This is a genomic window from Pseudomonas sp. L13 (assembly GCF_009935965.1).
Classification (GTDB): Bacteria; Pseudomonadota; Gammaproteobacteria; order Pseudomonadales; family Pseudomonadaceae; genus Aquipseudomonas; species Aquipseudomonas lactis.
On sequence record NZ_QODJ01000036.1, the window covers coordinates 44643 to 59382 of the forward strand.

The 14740-nt window shown below is 61.3% G+C and carries 13 protein-coding genes and 1 pseudogene; 5 read left to right on the forward strand and 9 right to left on the reverse strand.

The genetic code is table 11. The features are described from left to right. Position 1 precedes the first annotated feature (1 nt). Positions 2 to 907 carry a LysR family transcriptional regulator gene (locus DK871_RS18185; protein ID WP_161906170.1) on the forward strand — a complete coding sequence of 302 codons (906 nt, stop codon included), beginning with the start codon at positions 2 to 4 and terminating at the stop codon, positions 905 to 907. 1 nt (position 908) lies between these two features. On the opposite strand, the gene DK871_RS18190 is transcribed toward DK871_RS18185, so the two are convergent. The 9 genes from DK871_RS18190 to DK871_RS18230 all read right to left on the reverse strand — a co-directional run bounded on the left by DK871_RS18190 (position 909) and on the right by DK871_RS18230 (position 11897). Then, positions 909 to 1841, reverse strand: coding sequence for a cupin (locus DK871_RS18190; protein ID WP_161906171.1), 933 nt, complete (start codon positions 1839 to 1841; stop codon positions 909 to 911). Between the two features lie 134 nt (positions 1842 to 1975). Next, positions 1976 to 3466: an aldehyde dehydrogenase gene (locus tag DK871_RS18195; protein ID WP_161906172.1), complete on the reverse strand. Its 1491-nt coding sequence runs from the start codon at positions 3464 to 3466 to the stop codon at positions 1976 to 1978. Between the two features lie 153 nt (positions 3467 to 3619). Next, on the reverse strand, positions 3620 to 4987 hold the full coding sequence (locus DK871_RS18200) for an APC family permease (protein WP_161906173.1): 1368 nt from the start codon (positions 4985 to 4987) through the stop codon (positions 3620 to 3622). 39 nt (positions 4988 to 5026) lie between these two features. Next, the gene (locus DK871_RS18205; RefSeq protein WP_161906174.1) at positions 5027 to 6409 is read right to left on the reverse strand and encodes an aspartate aminotransferase family protein; all 1383 of its coding nucleotides are present in this window, start codon (positions 6407 to 6409) and stop codon (positions 5027 to 5029) included. A 36-nt stretch (positions 6410 to 6445) separates the two neighbouring features. Then, positions 6446 to 7285: a helix-turn-helix transcriptional regulator gene (locus DK871_RS18210; protein WP_161906175.1), complete on the reverse strand. Its 840-nt coding sequence runs from the start codon at positions 7283 to 7285 to the stop codon at positions 6446 to 6448. A gap of 94 nt (positions 7286 to 7379) precedes the next feature. Then, positions 7380 to 8717 carry an LLM class flavin-dependent oxidoreductase gene (locus tag DK871_RS18215; RefSeq protein WP_161906176.1) on the reverse strand — a complete coding sequence of 446 codons (1338 nt, stop codon included), beginning with the start codon at positions 8715 to 8717 and terminating at the stop codon, positions 7380 to 7382. Positions 8718 to 8739: 22 nt separating this feature from the next. Beyond that, entirely contained in the window at positions 8740 to 9696 is a 957-nt protein-coding gene (locus tag DK871_RS18220; RefSeq protein ID WP_161906177.1) for an ABC transporter substrate-binding protein, read from the reverse strand. A 165-nt stretch (positions 9697 to 9861) separates the two neighbouring features. Further along, positions 9862 to 11190, reverse strand: coding sequence for an ATP-binding protein (locus DK871_RS18225; RefSeq protein ID WP_161906178.1), 1329 nt, complete (start codon positions 11188 to 11190; stop codon positions 9862 to 9864). Continuing rightward, a complete protein-coding gene (locus DK871_RS18230; RefSeq protein WP_161906179.1) occupies positions 11187 to 11897 on the reverse strand; it encodes a response regulator in 711 nt (236 codons plus the stop codon). Before DK871_RS18230 ends, DK871_RS18225 begins: the two co-directional genes overlap by 4 nt. 163 nt (positions 11898 to 12060) lie before the next feature. Between DK871_RS18230 and DK871_RS18235 the strand changes: the two genes are divergently transcribed. The 4 genes and pseudogenes from DK871_RS18235 to DK871_RS18250 all read left to right on the forward strand — a co-directional run bounded on the left by DK871_RS18235 (position 12061) and on the right by DK871_RS18250 (position 14483). Then, a complete protein-coding gene (locus tag DK871_RS18235; RefSeq protein WP_161906180.1) occupies positions 12061 to 12372 on the forward strand; it encodes a hypothetical protein in 312 nt (103 codons plus the stop codon). Then, a pseudogene (locus DK871_RS18240) lies at positions 12372 to 13040 on the forward strand (DUF3313 domain-containing protein). Before DK871_RS18235 ends, DK871_RS18240 begins: the two are co-directional and overlap by 1 nt. Before the next feature lie 110 nt (positions 13041 to 13150). Next, positions 13151 to 14020: an oxaloacetate decarboxylase gene (locus DK871_RS18245; RefSeq protein WP_161906181.1), complete on the forward strand. Its 870-nt coding sequence runs from the start codon at positions 13151 to 13153 to the stop codon at positions 14018 to 14020. Positions 14021 to 14102: 82 nt separating this feature from the next. Next, entirely contained in the window at positions 14103 to 14483 is a 381-nt protein-coding gene (locus DK871_RS18250; protein WP_145160633.1) for a RidA family protein, read from the forward strand. Positions 14484 to 14740 lie beyond the last annotated feature (257 nt).

Below are 14740 nucleotides of genomic sequence, written 5' to 3' on the forward strand. Positions count from 1 at the left end.
CTTGGACTATTTCACCGCCCTCACCGCCTTCATCGAAGCCGCCGAAGGTAACAACTTTTCCCGCGCCGCCGAGCGTTTGGGGATCAAGGCCTCAACGGTTTCACGCTATGTGAAGGACCTTGAGCAGGACCTGGGCATAGCGCTGTTCAACCGCTCCACACGCACGCTGCACCTGACCGAGGGCGGCCAGACCTTCCTGATACACGCACGCAGGGTGCTGGATGAACTGGAACACGCCAAGGCCGCTACCTCAGCGCTTAACCAGCATCCACGGGGCGTATTGAAACTCAACCTGCCACCGGCGTTTGCACGGCATCACATCCTGCCGGCGTTGAATGACTTTCTGGTGCGCTACCCGCAAATCAGCGTGGAACTGGTGCTGGATAACACCCAGGTCAATTTGATTCATGCCGGCGTCGACTTGGCCATCCGCATTGGCACGCTGGCCGACTCCAGCCTTAAAGCGCGCAAGCTCAGCGACGGCCGCTACCGCTTGGTGGTCAGCCCGGCGTTTGGCACGCAGCACGCTCCTCCGTCCACGCCCACGGACTTGGCCGGTGTGCCTGCGGTGCTGGGCACGGCGACCACCGGAGATATCAGTTTTGTATCCGCCGGCCGCGCGTTCCCGCTGCTGCATGACAGCGTTATTCGAATCAATGACCTGGACGCGCAACTGATCGCCGTGCGCCAAGGTTTGGGCTTTGCGCTCTTGCCGGACTGGCTGGTGGCGCGAAGTATCGAGGCCGGCGACTTGGTAGTGTGGCTACCGGAGTGGCACATCCAGGGCGTGGAGCGGGCGTTTGCGGTGTGGTTTGTCTACCCGCCCAAGCGCATTGTGTCGTCCAAGGTCCGGTGTTTTATCGACTTTATCGTTGAACGACTGGGCGAGACACCGGACTGGAAGTGACTCAACTGAAACGAATATCCAACGCGCGCAAGAAGGTTTGCAGCCCGGCATCTTGAATCGGGATCAGGAACGCCTCGCTATCGGACTCATTGAAGTGCGCATGCCAATAACCCGGTGGCGTGACAAACGCCAGGCCGGGCGACCAGTCGACCCGTTGCGGGTTACGGATTTGCCCATCCGCCTCAAGCTCGGTGCCCACCAAGGAATAACAGCCCTTGGGGCAATCGATAATGAAGTCCAGTGCAATCGACTGATGCCGATGGGGTTTCTGCACCGATCCTGCCGGCAGAATCCCGTACATGGCCCACAATACGTGGGTCACCGTGCGTGTCTGCGGGAAGTGGCGGTTACCCAGCAGGATACTGATGCGGCTGCGGTCCTGGGCCCTGGGATCATCGGCTGCTTCCCGCAACTTCGCGTTGGCCAGTGCTGCCGGGTACAGGGTTGGCGCAAAGCGGTCGGCACTGGGTGTCACCCCCAGGTAACGCAGCAACGGTTCATCGTGCACATAGTAAAGACGCGCATCTTCGCGGGCACTGAAGTGTGCCTGCTGTAACCCAGGCAGGGCAATAAAACAGCCCTTGGACCATTGAATTTCATACTCGCCCTGAACCACGCCGCCCTCCCCGGCGATCACGTAGAACACCTGGGAGGTGGCGTTGGGTTGCAGGGTCAGCGTGTCGCCACGGTTAAGGCGCATGAAGTTTGCGCACAACCCGGGGCCTGTCGCAGGGCCTTCGCAGCCCAAAGCGTCGCTGAGGTCCAGCGGTACCACGCGCGAGGGGCCACTGTCATACAGCGAGGCGGGAAAGCTGTGATAGGGAATGCGGGAAATCAGGTTGGCACTGATGGGATTCGCCGCCTTGCTGTACTCGAAGTACTCGGCGTCTACTTGGTTGATATCCGTCAGTGCGGGGTCGAATTCACGGTTCATCAGGCTCACCTCGGTCTTGGGCTGGATCGCGCAGCGCGGTTGAACGCGCGCTGCACGTGGTGAGTGGACTATAGGCATAGCGCGCAGGCGGATGAATGCCTGTGACGGCACAGCAGTTATGCGAAACGGGGCAGTTAACGCAAGTGGAACCAGGTGGTTTTCAGCTGCGTGTACTTATCAAACGAATGCAGCGACAAATCGCGCCCGAACCCCGACTGTTTGCCGCCGCCAAACGGCACGGTCACATCCAGCGCATCAATGGTGTTGACCGACACGGTGCCGGCATTCAGGGCACGGGCCACGCGATGCGCACGGTTCAGGTCATCACTCCACACCGATGCCGCCAGGCCATAAAGGCTGTCGTTGGCTTGCTGTATGGCCTGTTCTTCGGTATCGAAGGCGCTCACCGCCAGCACGGGGCCAAACACCTCTTCGCGTGAAAGGCTCATGTCAGCGGTGACGTTGGCGAATATCGTCGGCTGGATGAAGTTCGAACAACCCTCAATGTTCACCTGCTGGCCACCGGTCAACAGCGTGGCACCGTCTGTGCGCGCCTGGCCGATGGCTTGCATGATGCGTGCGGTTTGCCCACTGTCGACAATTGCACCGGCGGCGCTGGCCGGGTTGAGTGGGTTGCCGGGCATCCAGGCGCGGGACTTGTCGATCAGGCGCTCGATGAACTCATCATGAATGCAGCGTTGCACGTAAAGGCGCGAATTGGCCGAACACACCTCGCCCTGGTTGAAGAAAATCCCAAAGGCCGCCTTCTCCGCCGCCAGGTCCAGGTCCTGACAGTCTGCAAACACCAGGTTCGGGCTCTTGCCGCCACATTCCAGCCACACCTGCTTGAGGTTGGACTGGGCGGAGTACTGCATGAAGTACTTGCCCACTTGGGTAGAACCGGTAAACACCAGGCAATCGACGTCCGGGTGCAACCCCAAGGCCTTGCCGGCGCCCTCGCCCATTCCTGGCACCACGTTCAGCACGCCTTCGGGGATGCCCGCCTCCAGCGCCAGTTGGGCCAGGCGCAGGGCGGAGAATGGCGATTGTTCGGCGGGCTTGAGCACCACGCTGTTGCCTGCCGCCAATGCAGGCGCGAGTTTCCAGGCGGCCATGTCCAGCGGGAAGTTCCACGGCACCACCGCTGCAATCACGCCCAATGCTTCGCGGGTAATGGTCGCCAACGCGTTGTGGGCAGTCGGCGCGACCTGATCGTAGAGCTTGTCCAGGGCTTCACCGTACCAGGCGAACACATGGGCCGCGCCGGGCACGTCGACGTTATAGGCGTCCATTACCGGCTTGCCCATGTTCAGGGAGTCCAGCAGTGCGAGTTCTTCGCGGTGGGCCATCAACAGGTCAGCGAGTTTGAGCAGGATTTTCTTGCGCTCGCCCGGGGGCATGCGCCGCCACGGGCCGTTGTTAAAAGCGCGGCGTGCAGAGCGCACTGCCAGGTCGACTTCCGCTGCACCGCAGGCGGCGACCTGCGCAAGCAAGCGGCTGGTCGCCGGGTTGATGGTGTCGAAGGTCGCCCCGCAGAGTGCACCTACGGGCTGGCCGTCGATCAGGGCGGTGCTGATGAAGGTTTGGCGGGCAGCGCGCTGCTGCCAATAATCAAGGTTGAACATGCTGTACTCCTGAAGGGGGCCGTAAGGCTTTTGTAGGAGCGAGCTTGCTCGCGAAAAACTCACAGGCGCCGCGTTCATCCAGGAAGCACGCGTTATCGTTGACGTTTTTCGCGAGCAAGCTCGCTCCTACAGATGAACCGAGGTGGGGCCTGTTTATTCGGCCATTTGCAGGTCCGGCATGCGCACCCGGAACCCACGCGTGACGCAGAACAAACACACCAGCCCCAGGCCCATCCAGCACAGGCCGATGGTGAACGACATACCCGACAGGCTCGTCCACAACCACAGCGTGCTGAGAAACCCCAGGCCCGGCAGTGCGGCGTACAGCAGGTAGTTGCGCGGGCCGCGCAGCTTCTGGTCGCCCAGGTAATGCTTGATCACGGCCAGGTTCACCGCCGAAAACGCGAACAGCGCGCCAAAGCTGATCATGTTGGCCACGGTGTCCAGGCTGATAAACAGCGCAATCAGCGAAAACAGGCTGACCAGCATGATCGCGTTGGCCGGTACGCGCTTTTTCGTCACCAGCTTGCCGAAGACCCTGGGCAATGCGCCGTCGCGGCCCATGGCGAACAGCACGCGGGACACGCTGGCCTGGGAGACCATCGCGGAGGCGAAACAGCCCGCCACATAGGTAGCGGTAAACGCACTCACCAGCAGCTCACCGCCGACCCGACGCATCACATCCACCGAAGCCGAGTCGGGATCTGCGAAACTGTTCCATTCCGGGAAGACCATCTGGGCGCAATACGACACCACCAAAAACAGCAACCCACCGATCAGCGACACCGCCATGATCGCCTGCGGAATGGTGCGACGCGGGTCCGGCGTTTCCTCGGCCATGGTCGACACGGCATCAAAACCCAGGAACGACAAGCACAGCACCGCCGCGCCGGTCATGATCAGCGGCACACTGAACCCTTCATGGTGAAACGGCTCAAGCAGCGACACCGGCTCGGCCTGCTCGCTGAGGTTGTGGACCGACAACACCACGAACACCACGATGAACACCAGCTGGGCCACGATCAGCACCCAATTGACCCGGGTAATCGACTCGATGCCCACCAGATTCAGCGCCGTCACCAGGGCAATGGAGCCCAGCACCCACACGGCGGTGGGCACGGCGGGAAAGTACTCGGACAGGTAGATGCCAATCAGCAAATAGCTGAGCAGCGGCAGGAAGATGTAGTCCAGCAGCAAGGTCCAGCCGGCGATAAAGCCGAAGGAGGCGCCAAACGCCTTGCGCGTATAGGTGTAGACCGAGCCCGAATAAGGGTGCGCCTTGACCATGCACCAATAGCTGTAGGCCGTCAGCAGCATGGCGGCCAGGGTCAACAGGTAAGCGGTGGCCAGGTGGCCCTTGGTCATTTGGGTCACCAGGCCGTAGGTGGTGAACACCGCCAGCGGCACCATATACGCCAGGCCGAACAGCACCAATCCGACGAGGCCCAGGGGTTGTCGAAAACGGCGTGAAGAGCAAGTGTGATGGGTGGGAGTGTCGGCTACGTTTGTTATTGTATTCATTGCTGACTCCTGGGAAGTGGAATGCAGGGGCTCTGCCCTTCACAGCTTTCCCGCGATCCGTGCGGTGCGGTCCACCGCGATGCGGGTCTTGTCGACCAGCTCATCGAGCTCCGCGCGGCTGGCCACCAGGGCCGGGGCCATGATCATGCGGCCCAGGGTGGAGCGAATGATCACGCCTTCTTCAAAGCCAAAGGTGCGGCATTGCCAGGCCAGATCGTTTTCATTGGCAAAGCGTTTACGCGTGGCCTTGTCCTCGGCAAACTGCAAGGCGGCGAGCAGGCCGGTGCCCTGGATCTCGCCGATCATCGGGTGGTTGCCAAAAACTTCGTGCAGGAGCGTGTGCAAATACGGCCCGGTGTCGTCCTTCACCTGGCGCACGATCCCTTCGTCACGCAGCGCCTTGAGGTTGGCCAGGGCCACCGCCGCCGCAACCGGGTGCCCGGAATACGTCAGTCCATGGGCAAACACCCCGCCCCGCTCTACCAGGGCTTCGGCCATGCGCTTGCTCAATACCAAACCGCCCATGGGCAGGTATCCGGAAGTCAGGCCCTTGGCGATCGACAAAGTGTCGGGTTCGAAGCCGAAATACTGATGGGCAAACCACTCACCGGTACGGCCGAAACCGCCAATCACTTCATCAGCGCACAGCAGCACATCGTATTGGCGACAGATGCGCTGGATCTCTGGCCAATAGCTTTCTGGCGGAAAAATCATGCCGCCGGCGCCCTGGAAAGGTTCAGCGATAAAACCGGCGACGTTTTCCGCGCCCAGTTCCAGGATCTTTTCTTCCAGTTGCAGGGCGCAGCGCCGCCCGAACTCGGCCGGGGTCAACTCACCGCCCTGGGCGTACCAATAAGGCTCATCAATGTGCGCGACGTCCGGGATCAAGCCGCCCATTTCATGCATGAATTTCATGCCGCCCAAGGCAGACGCCGCCAGGGTGGAGCCGTGATAGCCGTTCCAGCGGCCGATCATGATCTTCTTCTGCGGTTTGCCGAGCACCTGCCAGTAGCGGCGCACGGTGCGGATCAGCACCTCGTTGGCTTCGGAGCCGGAGTTGGTGTAGATCACATGGCTGTAGTGCCCTGGCAACAGGCTGAACAGCAACTCGGACAGTTCGATCACCGCCGGATGGGTGGTGTGGAAGAACATGTTGTAGTACGCCAACTGATCCATCTGCGCAGCCGCCGCAGCGGTCAGGTCCTTGCGGCCATAACCCAGTTGCGTACACCACAGGCCCGACATGCCGTCCAGGTAACGCTTGCCCTCGCTGTCCCACAGGTACAGGCCCTCACCGCGGACCATTACGCGTGGGCCTTCGGCATTCAGCGCTTTTTGATCCACAAAGGCATGGATATGGTGGGCCGCGTCCGAGGCCTGATAGTCCTGGGTCTGGCGTTGCGGTTCAAAGGGTAGGTTCATGGCTTTTTCTCTTGTTGTGGGTAGTCATGCAGCCGGTCAACGGCCTTTGCTCATGTAGCGTTCAAGGGGGTCTTTGCTCAGCCCGCCCTGGGCCTCGGCCAACGAGTCGATAAACAGGGAAAACAGTTCCGATTGCGTGCCGATGTCGAGCTTGCTGTAGATGTGCTTGCGGTGGGACTTGATGGTGTCTTCGGAGACCCCGAGACGCTCTGCCAGTGAGCGCGTGGAGTGGCCGCGCAGGATCAACTGGGTGATCCGGCATTCGCGTTCGGTGAGCAGCGAGGAGCCGAAGTTGTTGAGCGCCGAGTGAATGCGCTGTTCCAACAGGCTTTCGAAACGCGCGCCCTGAGTCTCCAGGCCGACGAAGTGCTTGCCCAGCACGGCCAATACCCAAGGCGCTATGCGCTTGAATTGCTCGGTGGTGGCCGTGTCGAGCTTTTGCGTAAAGGCCAACGACACCGCCAGGCTCAAGCCGTTGCTCGCCTGCAGGATGTAGTTGAGCTCATCCTCCAGGTGCGAATGCCGGTAAAACGACTGGTAGTACTCGCTGTGCTCAAAGTGATCGGGCGCTACGTCGGCGAGGTCGTAGCAGCCGGATGCCGCCCCCTCCACGCAGGCGCCGTAGAACGGGTCGAGCAAGTAGAAGCCAGAGAGATACTGGCGCACATTGCCCTGGGGCAACCATGGCCCGTCCAGTTCAAACAGCGCGCTGGGCATGCCGTCGTGGGGGTACAGGTACAAGGTCGTGGCCTGAATGGGGCGGATACACCCCAGGGCATCGAACAACGTGGCGGCAAACCCAGCGTGCCCGATGCTCTCGGTGACCTTGGCGATCTGTTCGAACCACTGGGCTGAAGACAGTCGATCATTTTCCACTTCGAAGACTCGCCGTCATAACGGTTGGGTGCGACACCAGGTCACTGGCGCCGGGGACTGGAGTGATAGTCCCACACCCGCAAAGTCATCGAAATCACCCCTTAGGGTGAGGGGGGCGCTGGAACCTCGGAATCGCCAAGCCCAGGCTTTCACGCAAGGTCGAGCCCTCGTAGGCCGTGCGATAAACACCGCGCTCTCGCAGCAAAGGGATCACCTCCCGAGTAAAACGATCAAATTGCCCAGGGTGCCCGATGTAGATATTGAACCCATCCACGGCCCGCGCCTCGAACCAATCCGCCATCTTCTGCGCCACCGTGGCGGCGCTGCCGACGAACGCGCCTGGGCGCAATTGCCGGCCAAATTCGACGGCCTGGCGTAGGGTAAAGCCCTTTTCCCGCGCCTGGTCGGCGATGCGCTTGGCTGCGGTGAAAAAACTGCTGCGCGCGGCCTCCAGGCTCTCTTGCGGGAACGGCGCGTCCAGGTCGTATTGGCTGAAATCATGCCAGCCAAAATTGCGCCCGAACTCCTTGAGTGCCAACGCAAAACTGTGGTCGAGCTGATGGTAGTGCTGTTCGATTTCCCGGGCATGGGCATCGGTGTCGCCCACATAGATTTCCGCACCGGGCATGATCAGTAGCTGCTCAGGATCACGCCCCCGTTGTGCCGCCCTGCCCTTGATATCCCGGTAAAACGCCTGGCCCTGCTCGATACTGGCCGCGTGGGTGAAGATCACATCGGCGGTGGCGGCGCCCAGCTCGCGGCCTTGTTCGGAGTCACCGGCCTGGAAAATCACCGGCTGGCCTTGGGGCGAGCGCTGGATATTCAGCGGGCCCACCACCCGGAAATGTTCGCCCTGGTGATTCAGGCTGTGCAGCTTGCTCGGGTCGAGAAACTGCCCGGTGGCACGGTTGCGCACAAACGCATCGTCTTCATAGGAGTTCCACAGCCCCTGCACCACCTGAACGTGTTCGGCGGCGCGACCGTAGCGTGTGGCGTAGTCGTAGTGTTCGTCGCGGCTGTAATTGCCGGCGGTACCGGCATCGCCACTGGTCACCACGTTCCAGCCGGCGCGGCCTTTGCTGATCAGGTCCAGGGATGCCAGGCGCCGGGCGACGTTATACGGCGAGTTATACGAGGTGGTCAGCGTACCGACCAGGCCGATATGCCGCGTGCTCACAGCCAGTGCCGACAGCAAGGTCAGCGGCTCCAGGCGATTGAGGTAATGGGACGGCGAGCCTTCGGTGATGAACTGGCTGTCGACGATAAACATCAGGTCGAACAACGCCGCCTCGGCCTGGCGTGCAATCTGGATGTACCAGTCGACGTTGACGCTGGCATCGGCCGGCAATTGCGGGTCAAGCCACAGGTTATGGCGGCCCGGCCCACCGCAGCCCATGGTCAGGGCGCCCAGTTTGAGCTGTCTTTTAGTCATTGCGCAGTAGTCCTTAAAGCAGTCAGGGCTGGGTGGTGGCGACGGCGGGCTGCAAGGCGGCCGCGAATGAAGGGTCGAACAACGTGGCGGCCGAGTAAGACTTGACCAGGCCCAGGCCGGCAAAAAAGTCCACGGTCTTTTGCGCCTCGATGGGCGCCTGAGGCGTCAGCGGCTCGACGGTGGTGCGTGCGCGGGCAAACCAGACGCGGGCGATGTCGGCATCCGCGCGGGTGCGCTTGGCCCAGGCATCGGCATACGCGTTGGCGTTGGCCGGGCTTTGGCGGGCCCAGTCGCGGGCTTTTTTCAGGCGCTGGAGGAAGTCGCTGATGGGTTCACGCTTGGCCTCCACAGCACTGGCGTTGGCGGCAATGAAACTCTGGGCCGGGATCAAGTCTTCAGCGGTTGCCAGCACCCGCGCGCCTTGGCGCTCCTGTTGCGTGACATAGGGTTCCCAGGTGGCGATCACGTCAACCGCACCGCCTTCCAGCGCGTGGGAGGCATCCAGGGCGCTGAGGTAGCGCCATTGCAGCGAATCCCGCGCCACCCCGGCCTTGTCCAGCGCGGTCAGCAACAGTTGCTGGCTCCAGGAGCCCTTCCAGATTGCGGCGCGCTTGCCTGCCAGATCGGCCAGGCTGTGGATCGAGGAATCCTTTTTCACCAGGATGGCCACGCCGTCGAGATTCTGCCGGCTCACGGCGATCACCTTGATCGGTGCACCCAGGGCGCCCAGGAACAACACCGGCGCATCCCCGAGCAGGCCCAGGTCCAGGCTGCCGACGTTGAGCGCTTCGGCCACCGGTGACCCGGCCGTAAACTGTTTCCAGTCCAGCGTGTAAGGCAGATCATCCAGCACGCCCGCCGCCTCCATCACGGCCTGGGCGTTGTAGCTCTGGTCGCCGACCACCAGGGTTTGCGCCTGTGCTGTCAGGCACAGCAATGAGGCGACCAATCCAGCCGCCAGGGTTGTGAGGTAACGCACGCTCGTCTCCAGATGCCTTGTAGGGCATTCAAGTCGATCCGCGCGTACGGTCTCGGTTTTATAAGGTCATTTGCTGTCAGGGGTATTTTTGCGGTGTTGAAGGCGGGATGTAAAATACTGATAACGCATAACCTAATTCAATAATAATGCGCATATCGCATCACGCTAGCGCGGCAATTCAACCCGGGCCACCAACCCCGAACCGGGCCGATTGCTCAGGCTCAGTTCACCGCCCTGCTCACGCACAATCGCCCGTGCCGCCGAGAGCCCAAGCCCCACACCGCCTGTGTTGCGGTTGCGTGAAGTCTCGAGACGAAAGAACGGATCGAACACACGCTCCAGGTCCGCTTCAGGAATCCCCGGGCCCTCATCGCAGACCTCAATGCACACACTCTGGTCATTAACACTCAGCGCAATGCTGGGGTGCCGGGCGTACTTGGCGGCATTTTCCAGCAAGTTGACTACCACCCGTTTAAGCCCCAGCGGCCGGCCGTGATAGACCAGGTGGGGCGGCCCGCAGAAATCGACCACCAACTGCTGGTCGCGGTAGTCATCGATGATGGTTTGCAGCAGTTCAGACAAATCGAATGCCGTGCTGGGCTCCAGCACCGTATCGTCGCGAAAAAACGCCAATGCGGCGTTGATCATCGACTGCATTTCCTCGACATCGCGAATCAGCTTGTGCTGATGGTCCAGGTCCTCCATGAACTCGCAACGCAGGCGCATCCGCGTCAAAGGCGCGCGCAAGTCATGGGAAATGGCCGCCAGCATATGGGTGCGCTCGCCGATGAAATGCTGGATCTGCGCCTGCATGGCGTTGAAGGCGATGGTGGCCTGGCGTATTTCGTCGGGGCCTTCGATGTCGATGGGCGGTGCGCGCAGATCGCCACCGAAGCGTCTTGCAGCGCTGGCGAAACGCTGCAACGGCTTGGCCAACTGCCGGGTGGCGACCCAGGCGACCAGCAAGGTGGCGATCAACCCCAGGGTGATGATCACCGCAATTCGTGTGGGTGCGCTCAGGCCCCAACTGCGTTCGGGCGGGATGAAGGACAGCCAGCTGCCATCAAGTAGCTGCACCAGCGCCACATAATGTGCGTCGGGGCTGCCACGCGGCCAATCGTCCGGGCTGTATACCTCAATGGTGCGCCCCGTGCCAAACAACGCCTGTATCCCGGGGACTTCGCCGGCTTGTAGCACGTTGCCGCCGCTGGGCAGGCCGAAATCCACGGGGTTGGTATGCCACGTCACTTGCAACCGGTTATCGCTGGCCGCTGCCGCCAGGTGCGAGCGCAACGGCGCAGGCGCGGCCTCGATCACTTTCAACGTCGCGGCCATCTGCTCCAGCAGCCCTGTGCGGTCGATGGGCGGACGCGCCCACACCCCGGCTACCTGCACGAACAAGGCATTGAGAGCCAGTGACGCGAGCATCGCGGCAAGAATGGTCAGGGCGATGCGCCGATTCAGGGTGTCGCGGCGCAACAGGCGGCGGATCATGAGCGGGTCACCGACGCGGTAAACAGATAGCCGCCATTGCGCACGGTGCGGATCAGGTCCGGGCGCTTGCAGTCGGGCTCGATCTTGCGCCGCAGCCGGCTGACTTGCACATCGATGCTGCGGTCGAAGGCATCGTGGCCCTGGCCGTGGGTCAGGTCGATCAATTGGTCGCGGGTGAGGATTCGCTGGGGATGTTCGAGAAACACGACTAGCAGGTCGAACTCGCCACCGGACAGCGGGATCATCACGCCTTCGGGCGAACGCAGTTCGCGACAGGTGATATCCAGATGCCAACCGGCAAAGGCAATCACCGGGCGTGAGCGCTCGTCGGCCGCACTGACCGGCTGCCCCGCACGCCGTTGCACAGCGCGCAGGCGGGCGAGCAATTCGCGCGGGGCGAAGGGTTTGGTCAGGTAGTCGTCAGCGCCCAGTTCCAGGCCAACAATGCGGTCGCTCAACTCGCCCATGGCCGTGAGCATGATGATAGGGATGCCCAACTGTGCCCGCACTTTCTGGCACAGGCTGAGGCCGCCTTCGCCGGGCAACATGAGGTCGAGGATGATCGTGTCCGGCCGCTGCTGTGCAATGGCCGCCCACATGGCCTCGCCGTCGGCGGCCACGTCGACTTCATAGGCATGCTGGACGAAGAACTTCTTCAGCAATGCCAACACTTCCACGTCGTCATCAACGATCAGCAGTCTGCTCACGTTCACAGATTCCCAGGCCAAAAAAAGAAGCCATCTAAAACCATTCCGGCGCCTTGGTCATTTATTTCAATCGAGCAACATTCCTTCACCAAGGACACAACCCGGACATCTTTGGGCAAAACCTGTCGGGCATCCTGCACGTCTTCCACTCAAGGAGACGCCCATGAAAGTTACGAGCAGCAGGTACACCGAGCAGGCAGCGGGCGACGTACGGCCATTGGTGCTAAGCCAGCGCACCTCCTCCCCCGCCCAGGATAGCCCGATGCTGTTCCAGGAATCCTGCCTGGGGCTGAACGCAGACCAGAACCGTATCGTGCTGCGTCGCTACTTCGAACACTACAGCCCCGACGCCGGGCGCTGGGTCGAGTACGCCCACTCCATTCCCATCCCCGAGCTTGTCCACTGGATCATGACCCATGGCCAGTTGCACATCGAATCCTCACACGACACTCCAAACGAACAGGCAACCCATTGATGGCCCGTAAATGCTCACTCCTGTTCCTGATGGCGGCCACCCTGAGCCTGATGGCTTGCAGCAGCAACAAGGTCGAACCCGAGCGATATACAGGCTTTCTTCATGACTACAGCCTGCTTAAAGAACAACAGAGCCCGTCGGGCCAGACCGTACTGAGTTGGATCAGCCCGGCCTTGAAGCGCGGCCGCTACAAGCAGGTCTACCTGGCGCCCAGCCAGTTTTTCCCGGCTGTTGAACCCACCGCTCAGATCCCGCAAAGCACGCTCTCCCACGTCACCGGCTACTACGACCTGGTACTGCGCTCGGAACTGGGTTAATACGTGTACCTGGCCTCAAAACCTGGCCCTGACACCCTCACAGTACGCCCCGCTATCACCCGCATCGCCACCAGCACCCAAAGTTTGCGGTTTTATGAGTGGCTGCCGATCACCCTGGTTGCAGCAGGCGTGAGCACCGCCACTGGCATCCGCGATCGAGACAGTGAAATCGCCACGGAGCTGTCATTGGAGGATGGTTCGACCGGCGATGTCGTGGCGGCCATGGTGCGTAAAGGCACCGGCACGCCCCTGGACAATGACAAACAAGTCATGACCGCTGACAACGTCAAGGACGTGCTCGACGGCTGGGCCCGCGACCTGGGTACGTCTTACAGTGCAGTCGCTCGATAACCCTCGCCCTGCTCAAACGTCATAATCACAGGGGCATCTGCGTGGTAATCTCCCGGCACCACGAATAGACATTGATCGTCACTTGACGATGACCAAAGCCAGGAAAGACCATGCCCAAGATTTCTCACTCAGCGCTACGCCGTAATTTCCGTGACCTGCTGGCAACGCCCATCTGCGTTGAAACCGCCTCCGTATTCGACCCCATGTCTGCGCGCATCGCGGCCGACCTGGGGTTTGAAGTAGGAATCCTGGGCGGCTCGGTCGCCTCCCTGCAGGTGCTGGCGGCCCCCGATTTTGCGTTGATTACCCTGAGTGAGTTCGTCGAGCAAGCCACCCGCATTGGCCGCGTTGCCCAGTTGCCATTCATCGCCGACGCCGACCACGGCTACGGCAACGCCCTGAACGTGATGCGCACCGTCGAAGAACTGGAACGCGCCGGCGTCGCGGCGCTGACCATCGAAGACACGCTTTTGCCCGCGCAATTCGGACGTAAATCCACGGACCTGATTTCCGTCGAAGAAGGCATCGGCAAGGTCAAGGCCGCCCTTGAGGCGCGTGTCGACCCAGAACTGTCGATCATTGCCCGCACCAACGCCGGCGTGCTGCCCACCAGCGACGTGATTGCGCGTACCAAGGCTTACGAAAAGGCCGGCGCCGACGGCATCTGCATGGTCGGCGTCAAGGACTTCGACCACCTGGAGCAGATCGCAGAGAACCTCAGCGTTCCGCTGATGCTGGTGACCTACGGCAACCCGCAACTGCACGACAGCGAGCGCCTGGCCAGCCTGGGCGTGCGCATCGTGGTGGCGGGGCATGGCGCCTACTTCGCGGCGATCAAGGCCACCTACGACAGCCTGCGTGCCCAGCGTCAGCTGACCCACAGCACTTCGAACCTCAGTGCGACGGAATTGACCCATACCTACACCTTGCCGGAGAGCTATGTGGCGTGGGCTGAAGAGTTCATGGATGTAAAGGAATAACTTTCGGGTAACCCCTGATTTGCCCCAAGCACTATTTTCACGGACCATGGCGCCTTTCTGTTCCTGCCAACACGAGGTGCCCATGGCCAACCACGACCTGTCCTATACCCCTGACCCGGACGCCGATTCCATCTCCTCCGATGTAGTCGGCTTCAACGGCATCCTGGTCTCCACGCAGATTCCCACCCGCGCCGATGGCAGCCTGGAGCTGGGCGATATCACCCTGCAAAGCGAGTGCACCCTGCAAGCGCTGAAGGTTGCCCTGGAAAAAGCCGGCAGTTCGATGGACCGGGTTATGCACCTGACTATTTATCTCACCGACATGGCCGACCGTGCGGCGTTCAACGAAGTCTACAAGCGCTTTTTCGCCAAGCCCTGGCCAGTGCGGGCAGCAGTAGGCGTTGCCGCCTTGGCGGTGGAAGGTATGCGCGTGGAAGTGACGGCGATGGCCGCCAAGGCTTGAATCTGTGGCGCCGTTAGCGCCGAGCTGATCGGAATGTCGGACTCGGTCAGAAAGGTGGTAGCTTGCCTGCGATGGCGATGGAATATTCACCACCGCTATCGCAGCATAGGTATCTACACAACTTTGTAGCCTGTAGCAGCCGACGGTAACTACGATGCGAAGCGAGCCGCTCTTGATCTTGCTCTTGATCTGCTTTTGATCTTGATCTTAAGCGCCCCGTTAAACCACGCTGGCCGGAATTCGACAGGGATTTGGGG